We start from the raw sequence: 21,257 nt of genomic DNA, 5'->3' as shown, positions 1-21,257 counted from the left end.
CTGCTATGCCGTTATCTGTCGAAGCGGTGTTTCAGCGGTGCTACGAAAACCGAGCAAGTTACGACCAAATGTTACGGGCCGCGGTTCCTGTCACACTTTGAAATATCTTGGCGCTTTGCATGTTTCCGGCGCACCAATAGGATCCTCCCATGAATGGAAAACCTGACAGAGTGATCGTCGTCGATGATGACCCGGAGCTCCGCGCGCTGCTGCGCCGGTTCCTGTCGGATCATGGCTTCGACACCCGGGCCGTGGAGGGTGGTGCGGCACTTGACCGGGAACTGTCGCGCAATCCGGCAGATGCCATCGTTCTCGACCTCATGATGCCGGGTGAAGACGGGCTCTCGATCTGCAGGCGCCTTCGCGCCGCCGGAGACATGACACCGGTCTTGATGCTTACAGCACGGGGCGATCCGATTGACCGCATTGTCGGTCTCGAAACCGGCATGGACGACTACCTGTCCAAACCCTTCGAACCGCGCGAGCTGGTGGCCCGCCTTTCGGCAGTGCTGCGACGGACCCGGGGCGTGCGAGACGTGGCGCCGGACGACGTCGTGACGGTCGGCACTCTCGAGATCAATCTGTCGACGCGAACGGTGACGCGCAACGGCGAATCTCTGAAGCTCTCCAGCCGTGAATTCGCTCTGCTTGCTGCTCTGGTGCGCAGCCGGGGGCGGCCGCTCAGCCGCTCCCAGCTGATCGAGCGCGCGCTCGGGCGCGATGCGGAAGTCACGGATCGCGCCGTGGACGTTCAGGTCGCCCGCCTGCGGCGCGCGATCGGCGACCGGGCCGATGAGGCCGAACTGATCAAGACAGTCTGGGGTGTAGGCTACGTATTGGTGTCCGGCGGTGCTTGACTCGCTTCTGAAGCAAAATGTTGCGGTTCTTGTTGCTACGATCCTGGGGGCACTGCTGGTGTCGCTGGTTTTGATCACCGGTCTTGTCCTGCATCCCCAGATCGAACGCTCTGCTTCAGATACTGCACAGACCATCCGGAATCTCGAGTTGTCCTTTGCGCAGATGGATCCGTTCCAGCAGATCCTGTTTGCTGAGGCATTGCGGGGCGATGAAGCGCCTGGTGTTCTGGTCGCAGAGACTGCTCCGCAGCACACAAACGCACCACGCAGCTGGTTCACACACTACTTCCTGCAGGTGCTGACCGGGCGTCACGGTATCGCGCCATCTGACGTGATGGTCGATACCGAGGGCCGCGTCTGGACCCGCATCGCCACGGCAGATCAACCATACTGGCTGTCGCTCAGGACCATTCCCGCAAGCGATCCGGTAACCGGCGCCCTGATCGCATTTGGCATCGCCCTGATCGCAGCACTGGCCGGCGGCATCGCGCTTCAACGGCGGATTGCGTTGCCGCTGAAGCGGCTTGAGGACGCTGTCGGACGCATGTCCAATCCTTTCGATGCCTATGACAGCGATATCGCCCGTCCCCGGGAAGTCGCTGCGGTGTCCCACGCGCTGACGGACATGTCGAAGCGGCTTCAGGCGGCAGAAGCCGACAGGGCCCTCATGCTGGCCGGGGTTAGTCACGACCTGCGCACGCCCCTCACAAAACTGCGCCTGACCCTAGCGATGCTCAAGGAGGCCGATCCCGCGCTTGTCGCCGCGGCAGAGCGCAATGTGATCCGTATCGAAGGCATGCTGTGCCAGTTCCTCGATTTCGCCCGCGGGTTCGAGACGGAAGAAACACGGGCGGTTCCGCTACGGCCGCTGTTGCAGCAGGCTATCGAGTCCTGTGCTGACCCCGTGGCCGTCGTGCTCGACGCACCAACGGACGCCGTGATCCGGGCGAAGGAGATGGCCCTGCTGCGCGCCTTGGACAATCTTCTGACCAATGCATTCAGATACGGAAAGCCTCCGATCACCGTATGCGGACGGATTCAAGGTGAGCACCTTCTGATCGATGTTCGGGATTCGGGTCACGGCCTCTCCCCCGTAGAAGCGCGGGACCTTATGCGGCCGTTCGCACGGGGGAATGCTGCGCGCGCCGGAGAGGGGACCGGCCTCGGGCTGGCCATCGTTCATCAGATTGCCAAGGCGCACGAAGGTGGCGTGGAGTTCGAACAGAACGAAGGGTCATTCACGGTCCGTATTCGTATACCACAAGCGGCCGTTGCTTGAGTGTGGCCTGTTGCTCTGGCGCAGCCATACCCATGAGGTATGATTTTATTAAATTAGGATAATGGCTTATTGGCGGAGCAGGTTGGGTCCCGCCCTCTACGCCCTCAACCCCGCCATCACCAGATCCAGATGTCCGGCGATATGGGTGTCGAGGCCGATGGGCTGGCGGCCGGCGAAGATGAGATGTTCGACCATCATGGCCAGCACGGGACCTGCGATGACGCTGGCGGTGGCGGCGGGGCTTTTGCGGAATTCGCCCGAAGCGATGCCTTCGTCGAGAAGGTGCTGGATCTGGTCCATCAGCGGCTCGACGAACTGGGTGTGGTGCAGGTCTATGACCTGCGGAAAGCGGCTGCTCTCCGAAACGACGAAGCGCATCAGCTCGCGCATGCGCCGGTCCTCTACCACCTTTTCGTAGCTGAGCAGGATCAGCCGCTGCAGCCGTTCCGAACAGCTGCCGGTGAGGCTGCGGGTCTCTGCCGCCAGATCTTCCAGCGGCACCGCAATGTGATTGAGCATGGCGGTGAACAGCTCGTCCTTGGTGGGAAAATAGACATAGACCGTGCCCTTGGTCACGCCGATGCGCTCCGCGATGTCTTCCACCCGTGCAGCGGTGAAGCCGTGTGTCACAAATTCCTCAAAGGCCGCATCCAAGATCTGGGCGGGGCGCAGGGCCTTGCGTTCGGCGCGGCTGAGTTTGGCCTTTGGTGTCATTCTTCCAGGTCCGGATCTCTGTTTTGCGCAGCATTTGGCTGATTGCTGTTTTTTCATTGACCTTCGAGTCAGTCAATAATAATTTGCTGCATCTTTTCTGGAAGGGGCGATCATGCGACGGATAGCCACATATATTCCCTGGATGTTCGCGGCCGCCTTTCTGGCGGCCTGCGGGCCGCAGGATGAGCCGCAGCAGCAGTCTGAGCGGCTGGTTCAGGTGGCGAGGGTGCGTGAGGCCACCCTGCCGGACACAGTGACGGCAACGGGGGAAATCCGCGCCCGGGTGCAGTCGAACCTCGCCTTCCAGGTGACGGGCCGGATCATCGCGCGGCTGGTGGATGTGGGCGGCCGGGTCAGCGCCGGACAGGTGCTGGCACGGATCGATCCGAGCGAGCAGCAGGCGGATCTGGATGTAGCCGTTGCCTCGCTCAATTCCGCAATGGCCGAACGCACGCAGGCGCAGCAGGCTTTTGACCGGCAGCAGCGGCTGTTTGAAAGCGGTGTTACCACGCGGGCCTCGCTGGACAGCGCCCAGGAGCAGCTGACACGCACGCAGGCCAATGTGGAAGCAGCGCAGGCACAGGCAGGCCGGGCGCGCGAGGCGCTTGAACGGACCAGTCTGAAGGCCAATGCGGACGGGGTCATTACCGCCCGCAGTGCCGAGGTCGGACAGGTGGCGCAGGCCTCGCAGCAGGTGTTCTCCCTTGCCCATGACGGTCCGCTGGACGTGGTGCTCAATCTGGATGAATCGGTCTTTCTGGACCGCAAGCTGGAACCTCTGGTGCTGGTCTCGCCCTTGAGCGGGGGCACTCCGGCCAAGGCGGTCATCCGCGAAATCTCCCCGGCGATTGACCCGTCCACCGGCACCATCCGGGTGAAGATGCAGCTTGAGGAAACCGCTTCCCTGCGGCTGGGCAGCCCGGTGACGGCCACTTTGAGCTACCAGCCCGTGCCTGTGATCGAGCTTCCGGCCGCAGCCATGGCCTCGGATGGCGGGCGCACGGCGGTGTGGGTGGTGGACCCGGCAGAGCGCAAGGTCTTGCTGCGCCCGGTCGAAGTGCTGGCCTATAGCAGCAGCGCCTTTACGGTCGCTTCAGGCGTCACGGAGGGGGAGCTGGTGGTCATCAATGGCACCAAATTCCTGAGCCCGGGCGAAACCGTCAGTTTTGAGGAGGCTGCCCAATGAGACGCGCTGCCAGTCTTTCATTCCTGCTGCTGGCCGGTCTTTCGCTGGCGGCATGCACACCGCATGAGGCCGAAGAGGCTGAACCGGTGCGTCCGGTGCTGTCCGTGCTTGTGGAAGAAGCTCCAGCCACCCGTCTGACCCTGCCGGGAACGGTCGCGGCGCGTGTCGAGACGGACTATGGCTTCCGCGTGCTTGGCCGCATTGTCACCCGCGATGTGCAGACGGCCGATATCGTCCGCAAGGGCGATGTGCTCGCCACCATCGATCCGGTGTCACTGGAACTGGCGGTGAAGAGCGCCCAGTCCGATCTGGTCAATGCCAATGCCCAGCTGAGCAATGCCATAACCACCGAGGCGCGGCAGAAGACCCTGTTCGAGCGCCAGTCCGGTGCGCTGGCCACCTTCGAAACGGCCGAGCAGGACCGCAAGATTGCCGAGGCGGCGGTGGCAAGGGCCAAGGCCAATCTGGACAAGGCGCAGGAGCAGCTGGGCTATGCCCGCCTGCTGGCCGAATTCGACGGGGTTGTCACCGGCACATCGGCGGAAGTGGGGCAGGTGGTCACCGACGGGCAGACCGTGGTGACCGTTGCCAAGCCGGACGAGCGCGATGCGGTGATTGATGTCCCGGAGGAAGCCAGCGGCAAGCTGAAACCAGGTGCCGTCTTCGATGTCGCCCTGCAGCTGGATCCGAGGGTCCAGGCGAAAGGTATCGTGCGAGAAATCGGCCCGGAGGCTGACGGGGCGACCCGCACCCGCCGCGTGCGGCTGACACTGGTGGACCCGCCCGAGGCATTGCGGCTGGGTGCCGTCATCATGGCCTTTGCCGACGTCCATTCTGAAGCCCGCTTCTGGCTTCCGGCATCCGCCATCCGCGCGGAAGGGGATGCGCGGTCGGTTTGGGTGGTGGACGAGGCCGCTGGCAAGGTGGTCTCCCGCGAGGTGAGCGTGGATGAAACGGCGGCCCAAGGCGGCCGGGTTCCGGTTTTGCAAGGGCTTGAGGCGGGCGACCGTGTGGTCGTGGCAGGTGTGAACATGCTCACGGAAGGCCAGGCCATTCGAATTGATCAGGAGACGGTCAAGTGAAGAAGTTCAACCTCTCTGACTGGGCGCTGGAGCACCGTTCCCTCGTCTGGTACTTCATGATCGTCTTCCTGCTGGCGGGCGTCTTCTCCTACATCAACCTCGGCCGCGAGGAAGATCCGAACTTCACGATCAAGACCATGATCGTTAGTGCCCAGTGGCCGGGCGCCTCTGCGGAGGAGATGCGGCTGCAGGTGACGGACCGGATCGAGCGTAAGCTCGAGGAGCTGGAGGCGCTGGATTACACCCGCAGTGAAACGCGGGCGGGCCAGACCACGATCTTCGTGGAGCTGCTGCCGACGACAAAGGCGAAGGACGTGACCGGCAACTGGATACGCGTCCGCAACATGATCAATGACATCCGGGGCGAGTTCCCCAGCGGTGTGCTGGGGCCGTTCTTCAACGATTCCTTCGGCGATGTGTATGGCAACATCTTTGCCTTCACGTCGGACGGTCTGACCCAGCGCCAGCTGCGCGATCTGGTGGAAGATGCACGCGCCAAGCTGCTGACGGTGGAGAATGTCGGCAAGATCGACATTTTGGGCGCGCAGGACGAGGTGATCTATCTCGAGTTCTCCACCCGCAAGATCGCAGCGCTTGGTATCGACCAGCGGGCGATCATCGAGACCTTGCAGGCACAGAATGCGGTGACCCAGTCCGGTTTCGTCGAGGCCGGAGCCGAGCGGATCGCGCTGCGGGTCAATGGCCAGTTCACCTCGGAAGAAAGCCTCAAGGCAATCAACCTGCGTGTGAATGACCGCTACTTCCCGCTGACGGATATTGCCACGATCAGCCGCGGCTATGTGGACCCGCCGTCTTCGCTGTTCCGTTTCAAGGGCAAGCCTGCCATCGGCCTTGCCATCGGCATGAAGGCAGGGGCAAACCTCCTGACCTTCGGTGAGGAGCTGGAAGCCGAATTGCAGCGTGTCATCCGGGATCTGCCGGTCGGGGTGACTGTGGAGCTGGTATCGAACCAGCCGAAAGTGGTGGAGGAGGCTGTCTCCGGCTTCACCAAGGCCCTGTTCGAGGCGGTAGCCATCGTTCTGGCGATCAGCTTCATCAGCCTTGGCATGCGCGCCGGCCTGGTGGTGGCGGTCTCCATTCCGCTGGTGCTGGCCATCACATTCGTCTTCATGGAATACACCGGCATTTCGCTGCAGCGTATTTCGCTGGGCGCACTGATCATCGCGCTGGGCCTTCTGGTGGATGATGCCATGATCGCCGTGGAGATGATGGTGTCGCGGCTGGAAGCGGGTGACACCATCAGGAAAGCGGCCACTCACGTCTATACCTCCACCGCCTTCCCGATGCTCACCGGAACGCTGGTGACGGTTGCGGGCTTCATCCCGGTGGGGCTCAACAGCAGTGCGGCGGGCGAGTTCACCTTCACACTCTTCGTCGTCATTGCTGTGTCGCTGATCGTGTCCTGGATCGTGGCCGTGCTGTTCACGCCCCTCCTGGGTGTGGCGATCCTGCCGAAAACGATGAAGGCTCATCACGAGAAAAAAGGGCGCACCGCTGCGGCCTTTGCCTGGATGCTGAAGCTGGCCATGCGCTGGCGCTGGGTCACCATCATATTGACTGTCGCGGCCTTCGGCCTTTCCGTTGGTGGCATGAACTTCGTCCAGCAGCAGTTCTTCCCGGCCTCCGACCGCGTCGAACTGATCATCGACTGGAACACGCCCCAGAACAGCACAATTGCCGAAACCAACCGGCAGATGGCCCAGCTGGAGCAGGAAAAGCTGGCCGGCAATCCGGATATCGACCATTGGTCGACCTATGTCGGTCAGGGCGCGCCACGCTTCATCCTGTCCTATGACGTACAGGCGGCGGCCCCGTGGTTCGGCCAGATCGTCATCGTCACCAAGGATCTGGAGGCCCGCAACCGGCTGCGTGCGGATCTTCAGGCCTATGTGGCAAAGACCTTCCCCGGCAGTGATGTGTTTGTGAAGCTTCTCGACATCGGACCGCCGGTCGGCAAGCCCGTCCAGTACCGTATCGGCGGCCCGGATGTGCAGCAGGTGCGTCAGCTGGCGCAGAAATTCGGCACCATCTTCAACACCCATCCGCTGCTTTCCAATGTCGCCTATAACTGGAACGAGCCCATTCGCGTGGTGAAGGTGGACGTCTTGCAGGACAAGGCCCGCCAGCTCGGCATTTCCTCGCAGGATATTGCCTCGGCGCTGGGCAGCATCGTCCAGGGCTCTTCGGCAACGCAGGTCCGGGACGATATCTATCTGATCGATGTCATCGGCCGGGCACAGGCTTCGGAGAGGGATTCTGTCGAGACCCTGAAGAACCTGCAACTGCCCAGCACCAGCGGCAAGTCCATTCCTCTGTCGACGGTCGCCCGGTTCCGCTACGAGGTCGAACAGCCGCTGATCGCCACCCGCGACCGCATCCCCACCATCACGGTGAAGGCGGCAGTGATCGGATCGACCCAGCCTGCGACGATTGTGGAGCAGTTGAAGCCGCAGGTAGAGCAGTTCCGGAAGGAACTTCCGGCCGGCTACAACATCGAGATTGGCGGTTCCGTTGAGTCCAGCGCCGAGGCGCAGGGGCCGATTGCGGCCGTCGCTCCCTTGATGCTGTTCATCATGGCCACGATCCTGATGATCCAGCTGCAGAGCTTCAGCCGCCTGTTCCTGGTGTTCGCCGTCGCGCCGCTTGCTCTCATCGGTGTGGTCGCGGCCCTGCTGCTCAGCAATGCGCCGATGGGCTTCGTGGCCATTCTCGGCATTCTGGCCCTGATCGGCATCCTCATCCGCAACTCGGTCATCCTTGTGGTGCAGATCGAGCACCTGCGGGAGGAGGGGATGCCTGCGTGGAAGGCGGTGATCGAGGCCACCGAGCACCGCATGCGGCCGATCATGCTGACGGCAGCGGCGGCGACGCTCGCGCTCATCCCGATCTCCCGAGAGGTGTTCTGGGGGCCGATGGCCTATGCCATGATGGGCGGCATCGTGGTCGGAACGGTGCTGACGCTCCTGTTCCTGCCGGCGCTCTATGTGGCCTGGTTCCGCATTCCGCGCGATGACAGCCCGGCAGAGCCCCATGGCGGCGCGCACAAGGACGGCGCTGCGCATGCCTGAGGCCTGTCAGATCACAAGGCAGAGAAGCTGAAACAGAACGGGCGGCCAACCGGAAGACTGGCCGCCCGTTCTGCATTTCAAGGGATAAGGAAATCAACGCCTGCGGCGGCGCAGGAACCCACGTGCGGGATAGAGGATCGCCGCATAGACGGTGAGCGCAGCGCCTGCCAGCAGTGTCAGCGTGGCAAAGGGCACGAGCGCATGGAGGTTTTGCGGCAGCAGACTCGCGAAAAGCGCCAGCGTCTGGGTCTGGAGCAGCATCAGGCCCGCCATCAGTACTGTTCCGGTCAGCAGCAGAACGGTCAGCCGCGCAGGCGGGGTGCCCATGTAGTCGCGCTTGCGAGCAGTGAGATAGAGCCCCATGGCGTAGATCCACACGCCTGCGGAGGTGCCTGCCGCAAGGCCCGCCGCTTCCCAGGGGCCGGAGAGGGTGGCCTTCAGCGCAACATTCACCAGCGTTGCCACAGCGAGGATCTTCAGCGGTGTCATCATGTCGCCGCGCCCGTGGAAGGAGGCAACGAGGGAGCGGACAGCCAGAGCTGCTGGCAGGCCGAGCGAATAGGCCAGCAGCACCGCGCCCGCCCCGGCGGTCGCGCTGGCATCAAAGGCCCCGCGCTGGAAGAAGGCAGCAATCGCCAGTTCCCCGAGGCCCGCCATCAGCACCGCCACCGGCAGCCCGACGGCAAGGCAGATGTTGAAGGCCTGATCCATGGTGGACCGCAGCTTCTGCCGGGCTTCGTCCGTCTCAGCGGCTGCGCCCCGGCTCACCTCCGGCAGCAGTGCCGTTCCCAGTGCAATACCGATGACGCCAAGCGGCAGCTGATACAGCCGGTCGGCATAATAGAGGTGCGAGAGGGCACCAGAGGGCAGGAAGCTGGCAAGGATCGTGTCTGCGAAGATGGCGATCTGAACGACGCCGGAAGCCAGCAGCGCAGGTCCAAGGCGGCGGAAAAACAGGCGCACGCCCGGATCCAGCTTCGGCAGGCAGAAGCTCACGGAGAATTCGCTGCGGAAGGTGGCTGCCGTCAGCAGCAGCACCTGCGCAATGCCGCCCGCCAGAACGCCCCAGGCTGCTGCGCTGCCTGCATCGGGGAACTGGCTGACGGCCAGCAGCGTGCCGATCATGGCGATGTTCAAAAGCACGGGCGCTGCCGCTGCAGCCGCAAACCGCCGCTCCGCATTCAGCACCGCCGACAGCAGCACCACGATGGACATGCACAGAAGATAGGGGAAGGTGATGCGCGTCAGCTCGATGGCCATCGGCCTTGCCGGATCATCAGCGCCCAGCCCCGGCGCCAGCAGGGTGATCAGTGTTCCCGTGGCTGCCCAAGCGAAAACGAGCAGCGCCAGGTTGGCGAGCATCAGCCAGGACAGGATCTGCGATCCAAAATGGCGCGCCTTGTCCGGCCCATCCTTTTCCAGCGTCGCGGCATAAGTCGGCAGGAAGGCGGCGTTGAAGGCGCCTTCGGCAAAGATGGCGCGGAAGTGGTTCGGCAGGCGGAAGGCCAGCATGAAGGCATCGGCAATGGGGCCTGCCCCAAGCACGCCGGCCATGATGAGGTCGCGGATGAAGCCGAGCAGCCGGCTCAGAAGGGTCAGTCCGCCGATAAGGCCAAGGCGACGCAGCATGTCTCAAGGTTCCGCACATCAGACCGGACACCGCGCCCGGCTGCGGCGTGGTGCTTACCCCATATCTGCGCCGCCGTCACGCCGCAGGGGTTCTCTGGTCCCCTGATGCCCTAGTCCGGAGCCATGGTGAGGGACACGCGGTCCCCGGCAAACCAGGTGATGCCATATTCAATGGGTTTGCCATCCTCCGTCACATTGACCGAAACGGAGCGCAGGATTGGTGCAGCTTCCGCGATCTGCAGCGTCAAGGCCTGCACCGGGCGCGCCAGCTTGGCCGTCAGGCGGGTCTGGGCGCGGGTGTAGTCGGCGATGCCGCAAACGGCCAGTGCCTCAGTGATTGACTGCCGCCCTTCCATGGCCTCCAGGAAACCAGGCACGCGTGCCGCCGGAAAGACGGAGCGGAACAGCGCCAGCGGAACACCATCGGCCAGGGATACACCCTCTACAACATGCACCAGGTCGCCAGGAGCCAGTTGCAGCGCTTCGGCTTCCTTTTCGCCGCAGGCCCGGGTTTCCATCAGGCTGATACGCCGCGAGGCCATGCGGCCGCTGGCGGCAAGGTTCTGCTGAAACCGCACACGCCGCCCGATGGCATAGTCCGTGGGCTTGATGGTAACGAAGACACCCGCCCCGCGCCGTGAGTGTACGGTGCCAGCCTCTGCCAGCGCAGCCAGCGCATGGCGCACCGTATGCCGGTTCACGCCGAAGCGGGCGGCCAGCTGCGCTTCCGTCGGCAGCTTGTCCCCCGGCTTGTAGTGGCCTTCGGCAATTTCCGCCGAAAGCGTGTCCACGATGGATTTCCAGATCGCGCTGCGCGCCATTGCCCTGCCCTGAAGTCTCTGTTTGCCGATGCTGAAAACCACCTGTCGTAAAAATTTCACAAGACGGCGGTTGAGCCGGATGGCCCCTTGCGGTATCGATATGTCTAGTTGTCTATTATTATATAGACAGGATCAAAAGATGTCGAGGTGCCGATGAAGCCCGCCGTTTCCCCCCAGGAGGACGAGCCGCACAGCCAGCGCAAGGTCTGGCTGTCGTTGCTGGCAAAGGCCAGTCCGGCGCGTCTGGCCGTGCTGTTTCCGGATCTGCCGGAACATACGCTGCTGCGCCGGCCCGAGGTTGGAGCCGTGATGGTGCGCGGGCGGATGGGGGGCACGGGTGCGCCCTTCAATCTGGGCGAGATGACCGTTACCCGCTGTTCTGTCCAGCTCACGTCCGGTGAGGTGGGCCACGCCTATGTGCAGGGGCGCGACAAGGCCCATGCCACCCGCGCGGCCTGTGTGGATGCGCTGATGCAGACGGATGCCGCCGCTGAGCTTCAAGCCCGTGTGCTGGATGTGCTGGCCGCAGAGGCGGCAGGTGCCCGGCAGCTGCGCGCAGAAAAAGCTGCAGCCACCAAAGTCGATTTCTTCACCCTCGTGCGCGGAGAGGACTGATGACACCCGAAGCCCTGACCGGCGGCTTTTCCGATGCGCCCATCGAGGCCGCGCGCGCCTTCCGCTGCCTGCTGGAAGCGCTTGCCCGCCCCGGCACCATCCATACGCTGGACGCGGCCCAGCCGCCGCAGCCTGTCTCCCCCGCCGCAGGGACCGTGCTCCTGACCCTTGCCGACACTACGACGCCGGTGTTTCTGGCAGGTGATGCCGATTGTGAGGCGATGCGCGGCTGGATCACCTTCCACACCGGCGCCCCGGTGCTGACGGCTGCCAGCCTTGAGGCAGGGGCAGATGCCGCCGGCATCCGCTTTGCCCTCGGGCGCCTTGAGGACCTGAAACCTTTCATAGAGCAGCTCTCCATCGGCGACCCGGATTATCCGGACCGCTCTGCGACACTGGTGCTGGAAGTGGAAACGCTCGCAGCAGAAGGCTGCCGCCTGACGGGGCCGGGCATCGCGGATGAAGCCTTCCTGAACCTGCCCGAGCTGGAGCTGTTCCGGCAGAACCATGCACTTTTTCCGCTTGGGCTCGACTTCTTCCTGACCGCAGGCCGCCAGATCGCCGGGCTGCCGCGCACAACCATCGTGGAGGCCTGCTGATGTATGTCGCCGTCAAGGGTGGCGAACGCGCCATCGGCAATGCCCATGAATGGCTGGCAGAGGAGCGGCGCGGGGACACCACCGTCGCCGAACTCACCGTCCCGCAGATCCGCGAACAGCTGAAACTCGCCGTCAACCGGGTGATGGCGGAGGGCAGCCTTTATGATCCCGATCTCGCCGCCCTTGCCATCAAGCAGGCGCGGGGTGATCTGATCGAGGCCATCTTCCTCATCCGCGCCTACCGCACCACCCTGCCGCGCTTTGGGGCTTCGCTGCCGGTGGAAACGGCGGACATGGCCGTGGACCGCCGGGTCTCGGCCACGTTCAAGGATCTGCCAGGCGGGCAAATCCTCGGGCCGACCTTCGACTACACCCACCGGCTGATCGACTTCAAGCTGGCCGCCGAAGGGGACGTTGACCCGGCCCCGCAGGCTCCGGCAGAAGGCGGACCGGTGCCGCATGTCACCGGCTTTCTTGGCCGGGACGGGCTCATTCAGGATGAGCCGCGCAGTGATGCCACCCCGCCGGACTTGACCCGCGAGCCGCTGGAACTGCCGGCGAGCCGCCCCTTGCGGCTTCAGGCGATCACGCGGGGTGATGAAGGCTTCATCCTGTCGCTCGCCTATTCCACCCAGCGCGGCTACGGACGCACCCACGCCTTCGTCGGTGAACTGCGCATCGGCACAGTGGCGGTGGAGATGGACATTCCGGAGCTGGGCTTTGCCATCGAAATCGGCGAGATCGAGCTGACCGAGTGCGAGACCGTCAACCAGTTCACCGGTTCGCGCACCGAGCCGCCGCAGTTCACCCGCGGCTATGGCCTCGTCTTCGGTCAGTCGGAGCGCAAGTCCATCGCCATGTCGCTGGTGGACCGTGCCTTGCGCTGGGAGGAACTGGGCGAGGATTACGTCGGCGCTCCTGCGCAGGATCAGGAGTTTGTCCTGTCCCACTGCGACAACATCCAGGCCACGGGCTTTCTGGAGCACATCAAGCTGCCGCATTACGTGGATTTCCAGGCGGAGCTGGAGCTGGTGCGCCGCCTGCGGGCGGAAGCGGAAGCCGCCCGCAATGCAACTGCAGACAGGGAGGCCGCCGAATGACGGATGAAGCCTACAACTTCGCCTATCTGGACGAGCAGACCAAGCGGATGATCCGCCGCGCCATCCTGAAAGGCATTGCTATTCCGGGCTATCAGGTGCCCTTTGCCAGCCGCGAGATGCCCATGCCCTATGGCTGGGGCACCGGCGGCGTTCAGGTGACGGCCGCCTGCCTTGTGCCGGAAGACCGGCTGAAGGTGATCGATCAGGGGGCGGACGACACCACCAACGCGGTCAGCATCCGCCGCTTCTTCCAGCGCACGGCCAGTGTCGCTGTGACCGGGCGGACCGATGAGGCGACCCTGATCCAGACGCGCCACCGCATTCCGGAAACGCCGCTGACCGAAGGCCAGGTTCTCGTCTATCAGGTGCCGATCCCCGAGCCGCTGCGCTTTCTGGAGCCCCGCGAAACCGAGACCCGCAAGATGCATGAGCTGGAGGAATATGGCCTCATGCATGTGAAGCTCTATGAGGACATCGCCCGCCACGGCGAAATCGCCACCTCCTACGCTTACCCGGTGAAGGTGGAAGGCCGTTATGTGATGGACCCTTCGCCCATCCCGAAGTTCGACAATCCGAAGCTTTCGGACAGTCCGGCGATCCAGCTTTTCGGCGCCGGGCGTGAGCAGCGCATCTATGCCCTGCCGCCCTACACGAAGGTGGTGAGCCTCGACTTTGACGATCACCCCTTCGTTCCCGGCAAGGCGCCGCATGCCTGTGATCTGTGCGGGGCGGAGGACAGCTATCTGGACGAGGTGATCACCGATGACGCCGGCAGCCGGATGTTCGTCTGTTCCGACACTGACTTTTGCGGCCAGCGGCAGGCCTGCGGCCACACCGGGCGGCTGAGTGCAAGCCCGGTTGCCGGGGCAGGGGAGATGGTGCGATGAGCCTTCACCAGACCATCACGGACACACCGCTTCTGAAGGTGTCCGGCCTCACCCGGCGCTATGGCGCCCGCATCGGCTGCGCCGATGTGTCCTTCGATCTTTACCCCGGCGAGGTGCTGGGCATTGTCGGGGAAAGCGGCTCGGGCAAGTCCACCCTTTTGTCCTGCCTTGCCGGACACCAGCAGCCGGATGAAGGGGCCGTGCTATATGACGGGCGCGACGTGCTGGCCATGGCGGAAACCGCCAGGAGGCGGCTGTCGCGCACCGAATGGGCCTATGTGCACCAGAACCCGCGTGACGGCTTGCGCATGGGCGTTTCCGCTGGCGGCAATGTAGGTGAGCGGTTGATGGCTGTCGGCGCCCGGCATTACGGCGCGATCCGCGACAAGGCTACGGACTGGCTGGGACGGGTGGAAATCGCTGCCGACCGCATCGACGACCGCCCCTCCGCCTTTTCCGGCGGCATGCAGCAGCGCCTGCAGATCGCTCGCAATCTGGTCACCGGCCCACGTCTTGTCTTCATGGACGAGCCGACCGGCGGGCTGGATGTGAGCGTGCAGGCGCGGCTTCTCGACCTGCTGCGCGGGCTGGTGCGCGATCTCGGCCTGTCGGTGATTATCGTCACCCATGATCTTGCCGTGGTGCGGCTTCTCGCGGACCGGCTGATGGTGATGAAATCCGGCCGCGTCGTGGAACAGGGCCTCACCGATCAGGTGCTGGACGATCCGCAGCATGCCTATACCCAGCTTCTCGTTTCCTCCGTCCTGCAGGTGTAGACCATGATCCGGATTGAAAACCTGTCCAAGTCCTTCACCCTGCACAATCAGGGCAGCGCCGTGATCCCCGTGATGGAAGGGGCAAGCCTCACCGTCGAGGCAGGCGAGTGCATCGGCCTCACAGGCCAGTCGGGCGCGGGCAAGTCCACGCTGATGCGGATGATCTACGGCAATTATCTGGCGGCCGGCGGGCAGATCATCGTGGGCGGCACCGATGTGACGAAGGCCGAGCCGCGCCAGATCATCCGCCTGCGCCGCGAGACGCTGGGCTATGTCAGCCAGTTCCTGCGCGTGGTGCCGCGCGTGCCTGCGCTGGATGTGGTGGCCGAGCCGCTGCTGCAACTGGGCACGCCGATTGAAGAGGCCCGGGCGCGCGCCGCAGATCTGCTGCGGCGGCTCAATATTCCCGAAAGGCTCTGGCAGCTCTCACCCACCACCTTCTCCGGCGGCGAGCAGCAGCGCGTCAACATCGCCCGTGGCTTTGCCCATGCCTATCCGGCTCTGCTGCTGGATGAGCCCACCGCAAGCCTTGATGCTGCCAACCGTGAAGTGGTGCTCTCGCTCATTGCCGAAGCCAAGGCGCGGGGCGCTGCCATCGTCGGCATTTTCCATGATGAGGAAGCCCGCGCCCGCGTCTGTACCCGGCTGGCCGATGTGACCGGTTTCACGCCGAAAGCGGCGGCGTGATCCGGTTTTACCTTCCGGACATTCTTTAAGGACGCAGGCCATCCTGCGTCCCGCCCCTGGCACTTAACTGCCAGCAGGAACAGCGCACCCCGGATTGGCAGCAATTTGGCATAGGTTTTTCCTCTTGGCGCCTGCCGAAGACCGCCATGCCTCGTGTCCTGCCGTGCCTTGATTATGCTTTGGCCAACATCAAACGGGGTTCCCAACATGACGTTCAAGGCTCTTCTGGCAGCCGGTGCTGCTGCCGCCGCACTTCTGACCGCGCCTCTGCAGGCCTCAGCTGAAGACAAGCTGCTCAACGCCTCCTATGACATCGCCCGTGAGCTTTTCGTCGAGGTCAACGAGGCCTTTATTGCGGATTACAAGGCAAAGACTGGCAAGGACGTCACCATCGACCAGTCGCATGCCGGCTCCTCCAAGCAGGCCCGCGCCATTCTGGAAGGCATGGAAGCCGATGTGGTGACCTTCAACCAGACCACCGACATCGATGCTCTCGTCAAGGGTGGTGCCGTGTCGCCGGACTGGGTGGAAGACTTCCCGAACCGTGCTTCCCCCTATTACTCGCTGCCCGCCTTCCTGGTGCGCGAGGGCAACCCGAAGAACATCAAGGACTGGAACGATCTCGTCCGTGACGACGTGAAGGTGATCTTCCCGAACCCGAAGACCTCCGGCAACGCCCGCTACACCTATCTGGCGGCCACGGCTTACGCCCGTGAAGTCTTCAACGGCGACGAGGCCAAGGTGGATGAGTTCATTACCAAGCTCTTCGCCAATGTTCCGGTGTTCGACACAGGCGGCCGCGGCTCCACCACCACCTTCGTAGAGCGCGGCACCGGCGACGTGCTGATCACTTTCGAAGCCGAAACCCAGGGCATTGCCAAGGAGTTCGGCGAGGACAAGTTCGACCTCGTCACCCCGTCCGTCAGCATTCTGGCCGAGTTCCCGGTCGCGATCGTTGACCGCGTCGTGGATGCCCGTGGCTCCCGCGATCTCGCCAGGGCCTATCTCGACTTCCTCTATGCGACGGAAGGTCAGCGCATCGTCGCAGCCCGTGGCAACCGGGTACATGACGAGACCGTCAAGGCCGAATTCAAGGACAAGTTCCCCGAAGTCCGTCTCGTCACCGTGGAAGACGTGTTCGGTGGTTGGGACAAGGCGCAGGAAGAGCATTTCGCCTCCGGTGCCAAGCTTGACAAGCTCTTCACAAACCGCTGATTTCGCGGGCCGATTTGACGCCATGGCAACCGGCGGGCCAGCTCCCGCCGGTTTCGCCGTGAAGGGGCACAGCCCCGCCACTTGAGGAGAAGCCGGATGAGGCACCGCCGCGTCCTGCCGGGACTGCCGCTAACGCTGGGCGTTACGCTGTTCTACATCAGCCTGATCGTGCTGCTGCCGCTCGGTGCGCTGGTCTACAAGGCCGCGAGCCTTGGTCCTTCAGCATATTGGCAGATTGTCGCGTCGGAACGCGCTGTGGCCAGCTACATGGTCACGGCAGGTTCTGCGCTGGCCGCCACCCTCTTCAACGTGGTCTTCGGCGTCATCCTCGCCTGGGTGCTGGTGCGCTACGAGTTTCCCGGCAAGCGGCTGATCGATGCCATGGTCGACTTACCCTTTGCCCTGCCCACCGCCGTTGCCGGCATTGCCCTGACCACGCTCTTCGTGGAAACCGGCTGGATCGGCCAGTTCCTTGCACCCTTCGGCATCAAGGTGGCCTACACGCCGCTGGGCATCATGGTGGCCATGGCCTTCACCAGCCTGCCTTTCATCGTGCGCACGGTGCAGCCGGTGCTGGAGGATCTGGATCCGGCACTGGAGGAGGCGGCACAATCACTGGGCGGTTCGGATGCGCGCATCTTCCGGCAGGTGATCCTGCCGCTGCTGGCACCGGCGCTGCTGGCGGGCACGTCGCTTGCCTTTGCCCGCAGCCTCGGCGAGTTCGGCGCCATCATCTTCATCGCCGGCAACCAGCCGTTCGAGACCGAGATCACGGCGCTTCTCGCCTTCATCCGGCTGGAGGAATACGAGTATCAGGCCGCCGCCGCCATTGCCTCGGTCATGCTCATCATCGCCTTCGTCATGCTGGCGCTTACCAATCTGATGCAGGCCCGTGCCCTGCGCTACATGTCGAGGGGCTGAGCCATGGCGCATGCCCGTTCCTCCCGCAAGCCGCCCCGCGTTGGCGATAGCCCGGCCATCCGCCGCACGCTGATTGGCATCGTGCTGGTGCTGGGTGCCATCTTCATGCTGGCCCCGCTGCTCGTTATCTTTGCGCAGGCTTTCAGCAAGGGCGTGATCTATTTCGCAGCCGCCATTGCCGAACCGGACACGCTGCATGCCATTGGCCTGACGGTGCTGACGGCCCTGATTGCCGTGCCGGTCAACACCGCCTTCGGTATCGCCGCAGCCTGGGCCGTCACCAAGTTCGACTTCCCCGGCAAGCGGCTGCTGATCGTGCTGATCGAGATTCCCTTCTCCATCTCGCCGGTGGTGGCAGGCGTCGCCTACATGTTCGTCTATGGGCTGCAGGGCCTGTTCGGCCCCTTGCTGCAATCGGCGGACATCAAGATCCTCTTCGCCCTGCCGGGCATCGTGCTTGCCTCCATGTTCGTCACCGCCCCCTTCGTGGCGCGAGAGCTGATCCCGCTGATGCAGGCGCAGGGGCGGGATCTGGAAGAGGCGGCCACCTCGCTGGGCGCTTCGGGCTGGCGCACCTTCCTGACGGTGACGCTGCCCAACATCCGCTGGGCCCTTCTCTATGGCGTGGTGCTATGCAACGCCCGGGTGATGGGCGAATTCGGCGCGGTTTCGGTGGTTTCCGGCAACATTCGCGGCCAGACCAACACGCTGCCACTGCATGTGGAACTGCTCTATCACGACTACAACACGGCAGGCGCCTTCGCGGCTGCCTCCATTCTCACTGTCCTGGCGCTGGTGACCATCATCGCCAAGGTTCTTCTGGAACGCATGGGCGCAGGCCGCGCCTCCCGCCCGGCGCTTGCCGGTGCTCCGCTTTCCGGCGGTCAGGCCAAGGGTGAAAAGCCATGAAAATCGTCCTCGACACTGTGGTGAAGACCTTCAACACCTTCCGTGCGGTGCGCGGTGTTTCGCTGGAGATCGAAAGCGGCGAGCTTGTCGCCCTGCTCGGCCCCTCCGGCTCCGGCAAGACGACGATCCTGCGCATGGTGGCGGGCCTCGAATATGTCGATGAGGGCCGCATTCTCTTCGGCACGGAAGATGCGACAAACATCCCTGTACGCGACCGGGGCGTCGGCTTCGTGTTCCAGCACTATGCGCTGTTCCCGCATATGACCGTGGCGGAAAACATCGCCTTTGGCATGAAGGTCTCCAAGACCCGCCGCAGCCGTCAGGAAATCGCGGACCGGGTGCAGGATCTCTTGTCGCTGGTGCGCCTTGCCGGTCTCGGTGACCGGTTCCCCTCGCAGATTTCCGGCGGCCAGCGCCAGCGCGTTGCCCTGGCCCGGGCGCTCGCCGTTGATCCGAAGGTACTGTTGCTGGACGAGCCATTCGGCGCGCTGGATGCCAATGTGCGCCGCGATCTGCGCCGCTGGCTGCGCGAAATCCACGACGAGCTGGGCATCACCACGCTGTTCGTGACCCACGATCAGGAAGAGGCGCTGGACCTAGCCGACCGTGTGGTCATCCTCAACGAAGGCCGCATCGAACAGCAGGGTACGCCACGTGATGTCTGCCGCACCCCGGCCTCGCCCTTTGTCACCCGCTTCCTCGGTGATGCCAACCGCTTCACCGGCGAAGCGCGCGGCGGCACACTGCTGGTCGATGGCCAGCCGGTGGGTACTTGCGGAGAGGCGAGCGGTCCGGTGGAAATCTACGTCCGGCCCGCCGATCTCGGCTGGCAGGCGGACGGGACACAAGTCGGCATTCCCGCCACCGTCCAGCGTGTCATCGACCATCCGGGCGGCCGCCGCCTCATTGTCCGCGCTTCCGGGAACGGAGCACCGGAAGAGGCTCTGGAGCTTGAGGTTCCTTCTACCACCGAAGTGGATGCAGGCGCCGCCGGCCGCCTCACCATCCGCAAGGCCGATGTCTTCCCGCTGGCTCAGGCCTGAGTCTCAGCTGTGTCACGCCGGTGAGATCTGGCGCCCTCACCGGGCGGTCAGAACCTCGCCGCAGGTCTTCGGCAAGGCTGCAAGAGCCAGCGGGCGCTTCTTCTGCACCGGAGGCGGCTTGCCGGTTTCCGGGTCGATCTTCGGCACCCAGGGGCCGTCCGCCAGCCAGGACGTCAGCTCCGTGCCGCAGCCGTCGCCCTGCGGCGGCTCGTCCTGATCGGTGCAGCCCACGCTGCCCGCCGGGCAGGACATGCGCACGTGGAAATGATAGTCGTGGCCCCACCACGGCCGCACCTTGCGCAGCCAGGCCCGGTCGCCGGTTTCGAACTGGCACAAAGCCTTCTTGATCGCCGGATTGACGAAGATGCGCGCAACGCGCTGATCCTTCGCCGCGAGGCGGATCAGTGCGGCATGGGTATCCGTCCAGCGCCTCGGATCGACGCTGCGGTCGGCGCCCGCCACATCCTGCGGCTGCTTGACCATCGAGATGGCGGAGATCTTTTCCCGTTCCTCTGCGGTCAGAACCCTGTCCGGCATCGGCGTCAGCCAGATGTCCGCATCCAGCCCGATCTGGTGGCTGGAATGGCCGGAGGTCATCGGCCCGCCGCGCGGCTGGGACAGGTCCCCTACCAGCAGCCCGCGCCAGCCCACCTTCGGCGCCTTGGCTGCAAAGTCTTCCAGAAAGCTGATCAGGGCCGGATGGCCCCAGTTGCGGTTGCGCGACAGGCGCATGACCTGCCAGGACGGGCCATTCACCGGCAGGGCCGAAGCCCCCGCAAGGCAGCCCTTGGCATAGGAGCCGATGGCGCGGGAGGCCAGCGGCGCGGGCTCTTTCATCGCACCGAAGTAATCCTTGGCCGGGGCGGCGGGGTCGAGATGGCGCGGCATCCTTGGCGCTGATGCCTCACGCGCTGCGGGCTTGGCCGCAGGTGTGCCGGAGGCTTGAACCGGCGCACAAGCCAGCAGGCCGGAAACTCCGAACGCCGCAAGCGCATAAACAAGGTGACGTGCGGCAGCGGGCAGGTGAATATCGGAATGATAAGGCATGAGCACTGAAATCCGTGGCCAGAGCCATGATGGCTCTCGCCCGGTGAATCTCAACAGAGTCGGCGGCGGACGGCAAGCCTGCCGCGATCACGGGTTATGTCAGCCCCGCTTCGAGCCGGCCATTCAACCCTTTTTCACGCGGCTTCGCGCTCCTTTGCAGCGGACGTGCCAGCCTCCCCGGCCTCATCGCAGCTGTCCGCAATCAGTTCCGCCAGTTCATCCAGCACCAGTGTGTGATCGCGGATGATCCGGTCGGCCGCGCCGTTGAGCAGGATCAGATTGCCGGGGCGGCCATTGTCCATATCCTCCGCTTCCGGCGGCAGCTCGCCATCGAAGCGGTAGTAGGCCGGACCGTCCAGATCGGCGAAAACCTGGTCCGCCAGACCGGCAGTGGCGGCCGCATGCCCGTCCTGCAGCACCGAGAGCAGCGGGGCGCCAGTGGATGGCAGCATCCAGCCGAGCGCACCCCAACGGCAAGCGGTCTCGAATTCGAAGGCCCTTCCGCCAGCGTGACCTGTGCCCAGCGAGATCAGGACAATATCTTCTGCTGCCCAGCCCATGCGGCGGGCCTGCGCATAGGCGGCCAGCGCCGGATTGCCGAGCAGGGCACTGCCGCTGATCATGGCCTCATTACAGCCACGGGTCAGATTGTCGATGCGGGCAGGCTCAAAGAAGGACGGTTCGGCCATGGAGGCGCGCACGGCCTCCCAGAAATAATAATCGTCCGGCCGCGCCCCGCCGGTCCCGGGCGCGCTGGACATCATCACCAGATTGCGCCGTTCAATGTCATAAGCCGGCAGC

19 protein-coding genes and 1 pseudogene are annotated in these 21,257 nt (G+C 64.2%); 15 read left to right on the top strand and 5 right to left on the bottom strand.

Translation table 11 applies throughout. The features are described 5' to 3' along the window. Positions 1-149 precede the first annotated feature (149 nt). Together V6L75_RS20390 and V6L75_RS20385 are read left to right on the top strand one after the other, a co-directional pair. Positions 150-857, top strand: coding sequence for a response regulator (locus V6L75_RS20390; RefSeq protein ID WP_334253307.1), 708 nt, complete (start codon positions 150-152; stop codon positions 855-857). Next, positions 850-2,136, top strand: coding sequence for an ATP-binding protein (locus tag V6L75_RS20385; RefSeq protein ID WP_334253306.1), 1,287 nt, complete (start codon positions 850-852; stop codon positions 2,134-2,136). Before V6L75_RS20390 ends, V6L75_RS20385 begins: the two co-directional genes overlap by 8 nt. 96 nt (positions 2,137-2,232) lie before the next feature. On the opposite strand, the gene V6L75_RS20380 is transcribed toward V6L75_RS20385, so the two are convergent. After that, positions 2,233-2,850: a TetR/AcrR family transcriptional regulator gene (locus V6L75_RS20380; RefSeq protein WP_334253305.1), complete on the bottom strand. Its 618-nt coding sequence runs from the start codon at positions 2,848-2,850 to the stop codon at positions 2,233-2,235. A 112-nt stretch (positions 2,851-2,962) separates the two neighbouring features. On the opposite strand from V6L75_RS20380, the gene V6L75_RS20375 reads away from it, so the two are divergent. Genes V6L75_RS20375 through V6L75_RS20365 form a run of 3 tightly spaced genes read left to right on the top strand, consistent with a single transcriptional unit; the run spans position 2,963 to position 8,207 of the window. Next, positions 2,963-4,036 (top strand): efflux RND transporter periplasmic adaptor subunit, encoded by a 1,074-nt coding sequence (locus tag V6L75_RS20375; RefSeq protein ID WP_334253304.1) that lies wholly within the window; start codon positions 2,963-2,965, stop codon positions 4,034-4,036. Continuing rightward, positions 4,033-5,118, top strand: a complete 1,086-nt coding sequence (locus V6L75_RS20370) for an efflux RND transporter periplasmic adaptor subunit (protein WP_334253303.1) — start codon at positions 4,033-4,035, stop codon at positions 5,116-5,118. The genes V6L75_RS20375 and V6L75_RS20370 overlap by 4 nt, the downstream gene beginning before the upstream one ends. Beyond that, a complete protein-coding gene (locus V6L75_RS20365; protein ID WP_334253302.1) occupies positions 5,115-8,207 on the top strand; it encodes an efflux RND transporter permease subunit in 3,093 nt (1,030 codons plus the stop codon). Before V6L75_RS20370 ends, V6L75_RS20365 begins: the two co-directional genes overlap by 4 nt. A 93-nt stretch (positions 8,208-8,300) precedes the next feature. Here V6L75_RS20365 and murJ read toward each other — a convergent pair whose 3' ends face one another. Both murJ and phnF read right to left on the bottom strand, forming a co-directional pair. Beyond that, entirely contained in the window at positions 8,301-9,836 is a 1,536-nt protein-coding gene (gene murJ / locus V6L75_RS20360) for a murein biosynthesis integral membrane protein MurJ (RefSeq protein ID WP_334253301.1), read from the bottom strand. A gap of 110 nt (positions 9,837-9,946) precedes the next feature. Then, entirely contained in the window at positions 9,947-10,657 is a 711-nt protein-coding gene (phnF, locus tag V6L75_RS20355; protein ID WP_334253300.1) for a phosphonate metabolism transcriptional regulator PhnF, read from the bottom strand. Between the two features lie 153 nt (positions 10,658-10,810). On the opposite strand from phnF, the gene phnG reads away from it, so the two are divergent. The 10 genes from phnG (at position 10,811) to V6L75_RS20305 (ending at position 19,409) form a co-directional block, all read left to right on the top strand. Beyond that, positions 10,811-11,272 (top strand): phosphonate C-P lyase system protein PhnG, encoded by a 462-nt coding sequence (phnG, locus tag V6L75_RS20350; RefSeq protein WP_334253315.1) that lies wholly within the window; start codon positions 10,811-10,813, stop codon positions 11,270-11,272. Then, positions 11,272-11,871 carry a phosphonate C-P lyase system protein PhnH gene (gene phnH, locus V6L75_RS20345; protein WP_334253299.1) on the top strand — a complete coding sequence of 200 codons (600 nt, stop codon included), beginning with the start codon at positions 11,272-11,274 and terminating at the stop codon, positions 11,869-11,871. Before phnG ends, phnH begins: the two co-directional genes overlap by 1 nt. Beyond that, a complete protein-coding gene (locus V6L75_RS20340) occupies positions 11,871-12,971 on the top strand; it encodes a carbon-phosphorus lyase complex subunit (protein ID WP_334253298.1) in 1,101 nt (366 codons plus the stop codon). Before phnH ends, V6L75_RS20340 begins: the two co-directional genes overlap by 1 nt. After that, entirely contained in the window at positions 12,968-13,858 is an 891-nt protein-coding gene (locus V6L75_RS20335) for an alpha-D-ribose 1-methylphosphonate 5-phosphate C-P-lyase PhnJ (protein ID WP_334253297.1), read from the top strand. Before V6L75_RS20340 ends, V6L75_RS20335 begins: the two co-directional genes overlap by 4 nt. Before the next feature lie 14 nt (positions 13,859-13,872). Further along, complete coding sequence (phnK, locus tag V6L75_RS20330; protein WP_208977349.1) at positions 13,873-14,634, top strand: phosphonate C-P lyase system protein PhnK; 762 nt, start codon at positions 13,873-13,875, stop codon at positions 14,632-14,634. A gap of 3 nt (positions 14,635-14,637) precedes the next feature. After that, positions 14,638-15,321 carry a phosphonate C-P lyase system protein PhnL gene (phnL, locus tag V6L75_RS20325; RefSeq protein WP_334253296.1) on the top strand — a complete coding sequence of 228 codons (684 nt, stop codon included), beginning with the start codon at positions 14,638-14,640 and terminating at the stop codon, positions 15,319-15,321. 207 nt (positions 15,322-15,528) lie between these two features. Further along, the gene (locus V6L75_RS20320) at positions 15,529-16,536 is read left to right on the top strand and encodes a sulfate ABC transporter substrate-binding protein (RefSeq protein ID WP_334253295.1); all 1,008 of its coding nucleotides are present in this window, start codon (positions 15,529-15,531) and stop codon (positions 16,534-16,536) included. A 96-nt stretch (positions 16,537-16,632) separates the two neighbouring features. Continuing rightward, positions 16,633-17,457: a sulfate ABC transporter permease subunit CysT gene (cysT, locus tag V6L75_RS20315; protein WP_334253294.1), complete on the top strand. Its 825-nt coding sequence runs from the start codon at positions 16,633-16,635 to the stop codon at positions 17,455-17,457. A 3-nt stretch (positions 17,458-17,460) separates the two neighbouring features. Continuing rightward, positions 17,461-18,366 (top strand): sulfate ABC transporter permease subunit CysW, encoded by a 906-nt coding sequence (gene cysW / locus V6L75_RS20310; RefSeq protein ID WP_334253293.1) that lies wholly within the window; start codon positions 17,461-17,463, stop codon positions 18,364-18,366. Beyond that, complete coding sequence (locus V6L75_RS20305; protein ID WP_334253292.1) at positions 18,363-19,409, top strand: sulfate/molybdate ABC transporter ATP-binding protein; 1,047 nt, start codon at positions 18,363-18,365, stop codon at positions 19,407-19,409. The genes cysW and V6L75_RS20305 overlap by 4 nt, the downstream gene beginning before the upstream one ends. Positions 19,410-19,445: 36 nt before the next feature. On the opposite strand, the gene mepA is transcribed toward V6L75_RS20305, so the two are convergent. Together mepA and V6L75_RS20295 are read right to left on the bottom strand one after the other, a co-directional pair. Further along, entirely contained in the window at positions 19,446-20,456 is a 1,011-nt protein-coding gene (gene mepA / locus V6L75_RS20300) for a penicillin-insensitive murein endopeptidase (RefSeq protein WP_334253291.1), read from the bottom strand. Between the two features lie 134 nt (positions 20,457-20,590). Further along, a pseudogene (locus tag V6L75_RS20295) lies at positions 20,591-21,257 on the bottom strand (patatin-like phospholipase family protein); the annotation flags it as partial.

Source organism: Pannonibacter anstelovis (genome assembly GCF_036881715.1).
GTDB classification, from domain to species: Bacteria; Pseudomonadota; Alphaproteobacteria; order Rhizobiales; family Stappiaceae; genus Pannonibacter; species Pannonibacter anstelovis.
Note: the sequence above shows the minus strand (reverse complement) of the source record. Positions and strands in the feature narration are given on the sequence as shown.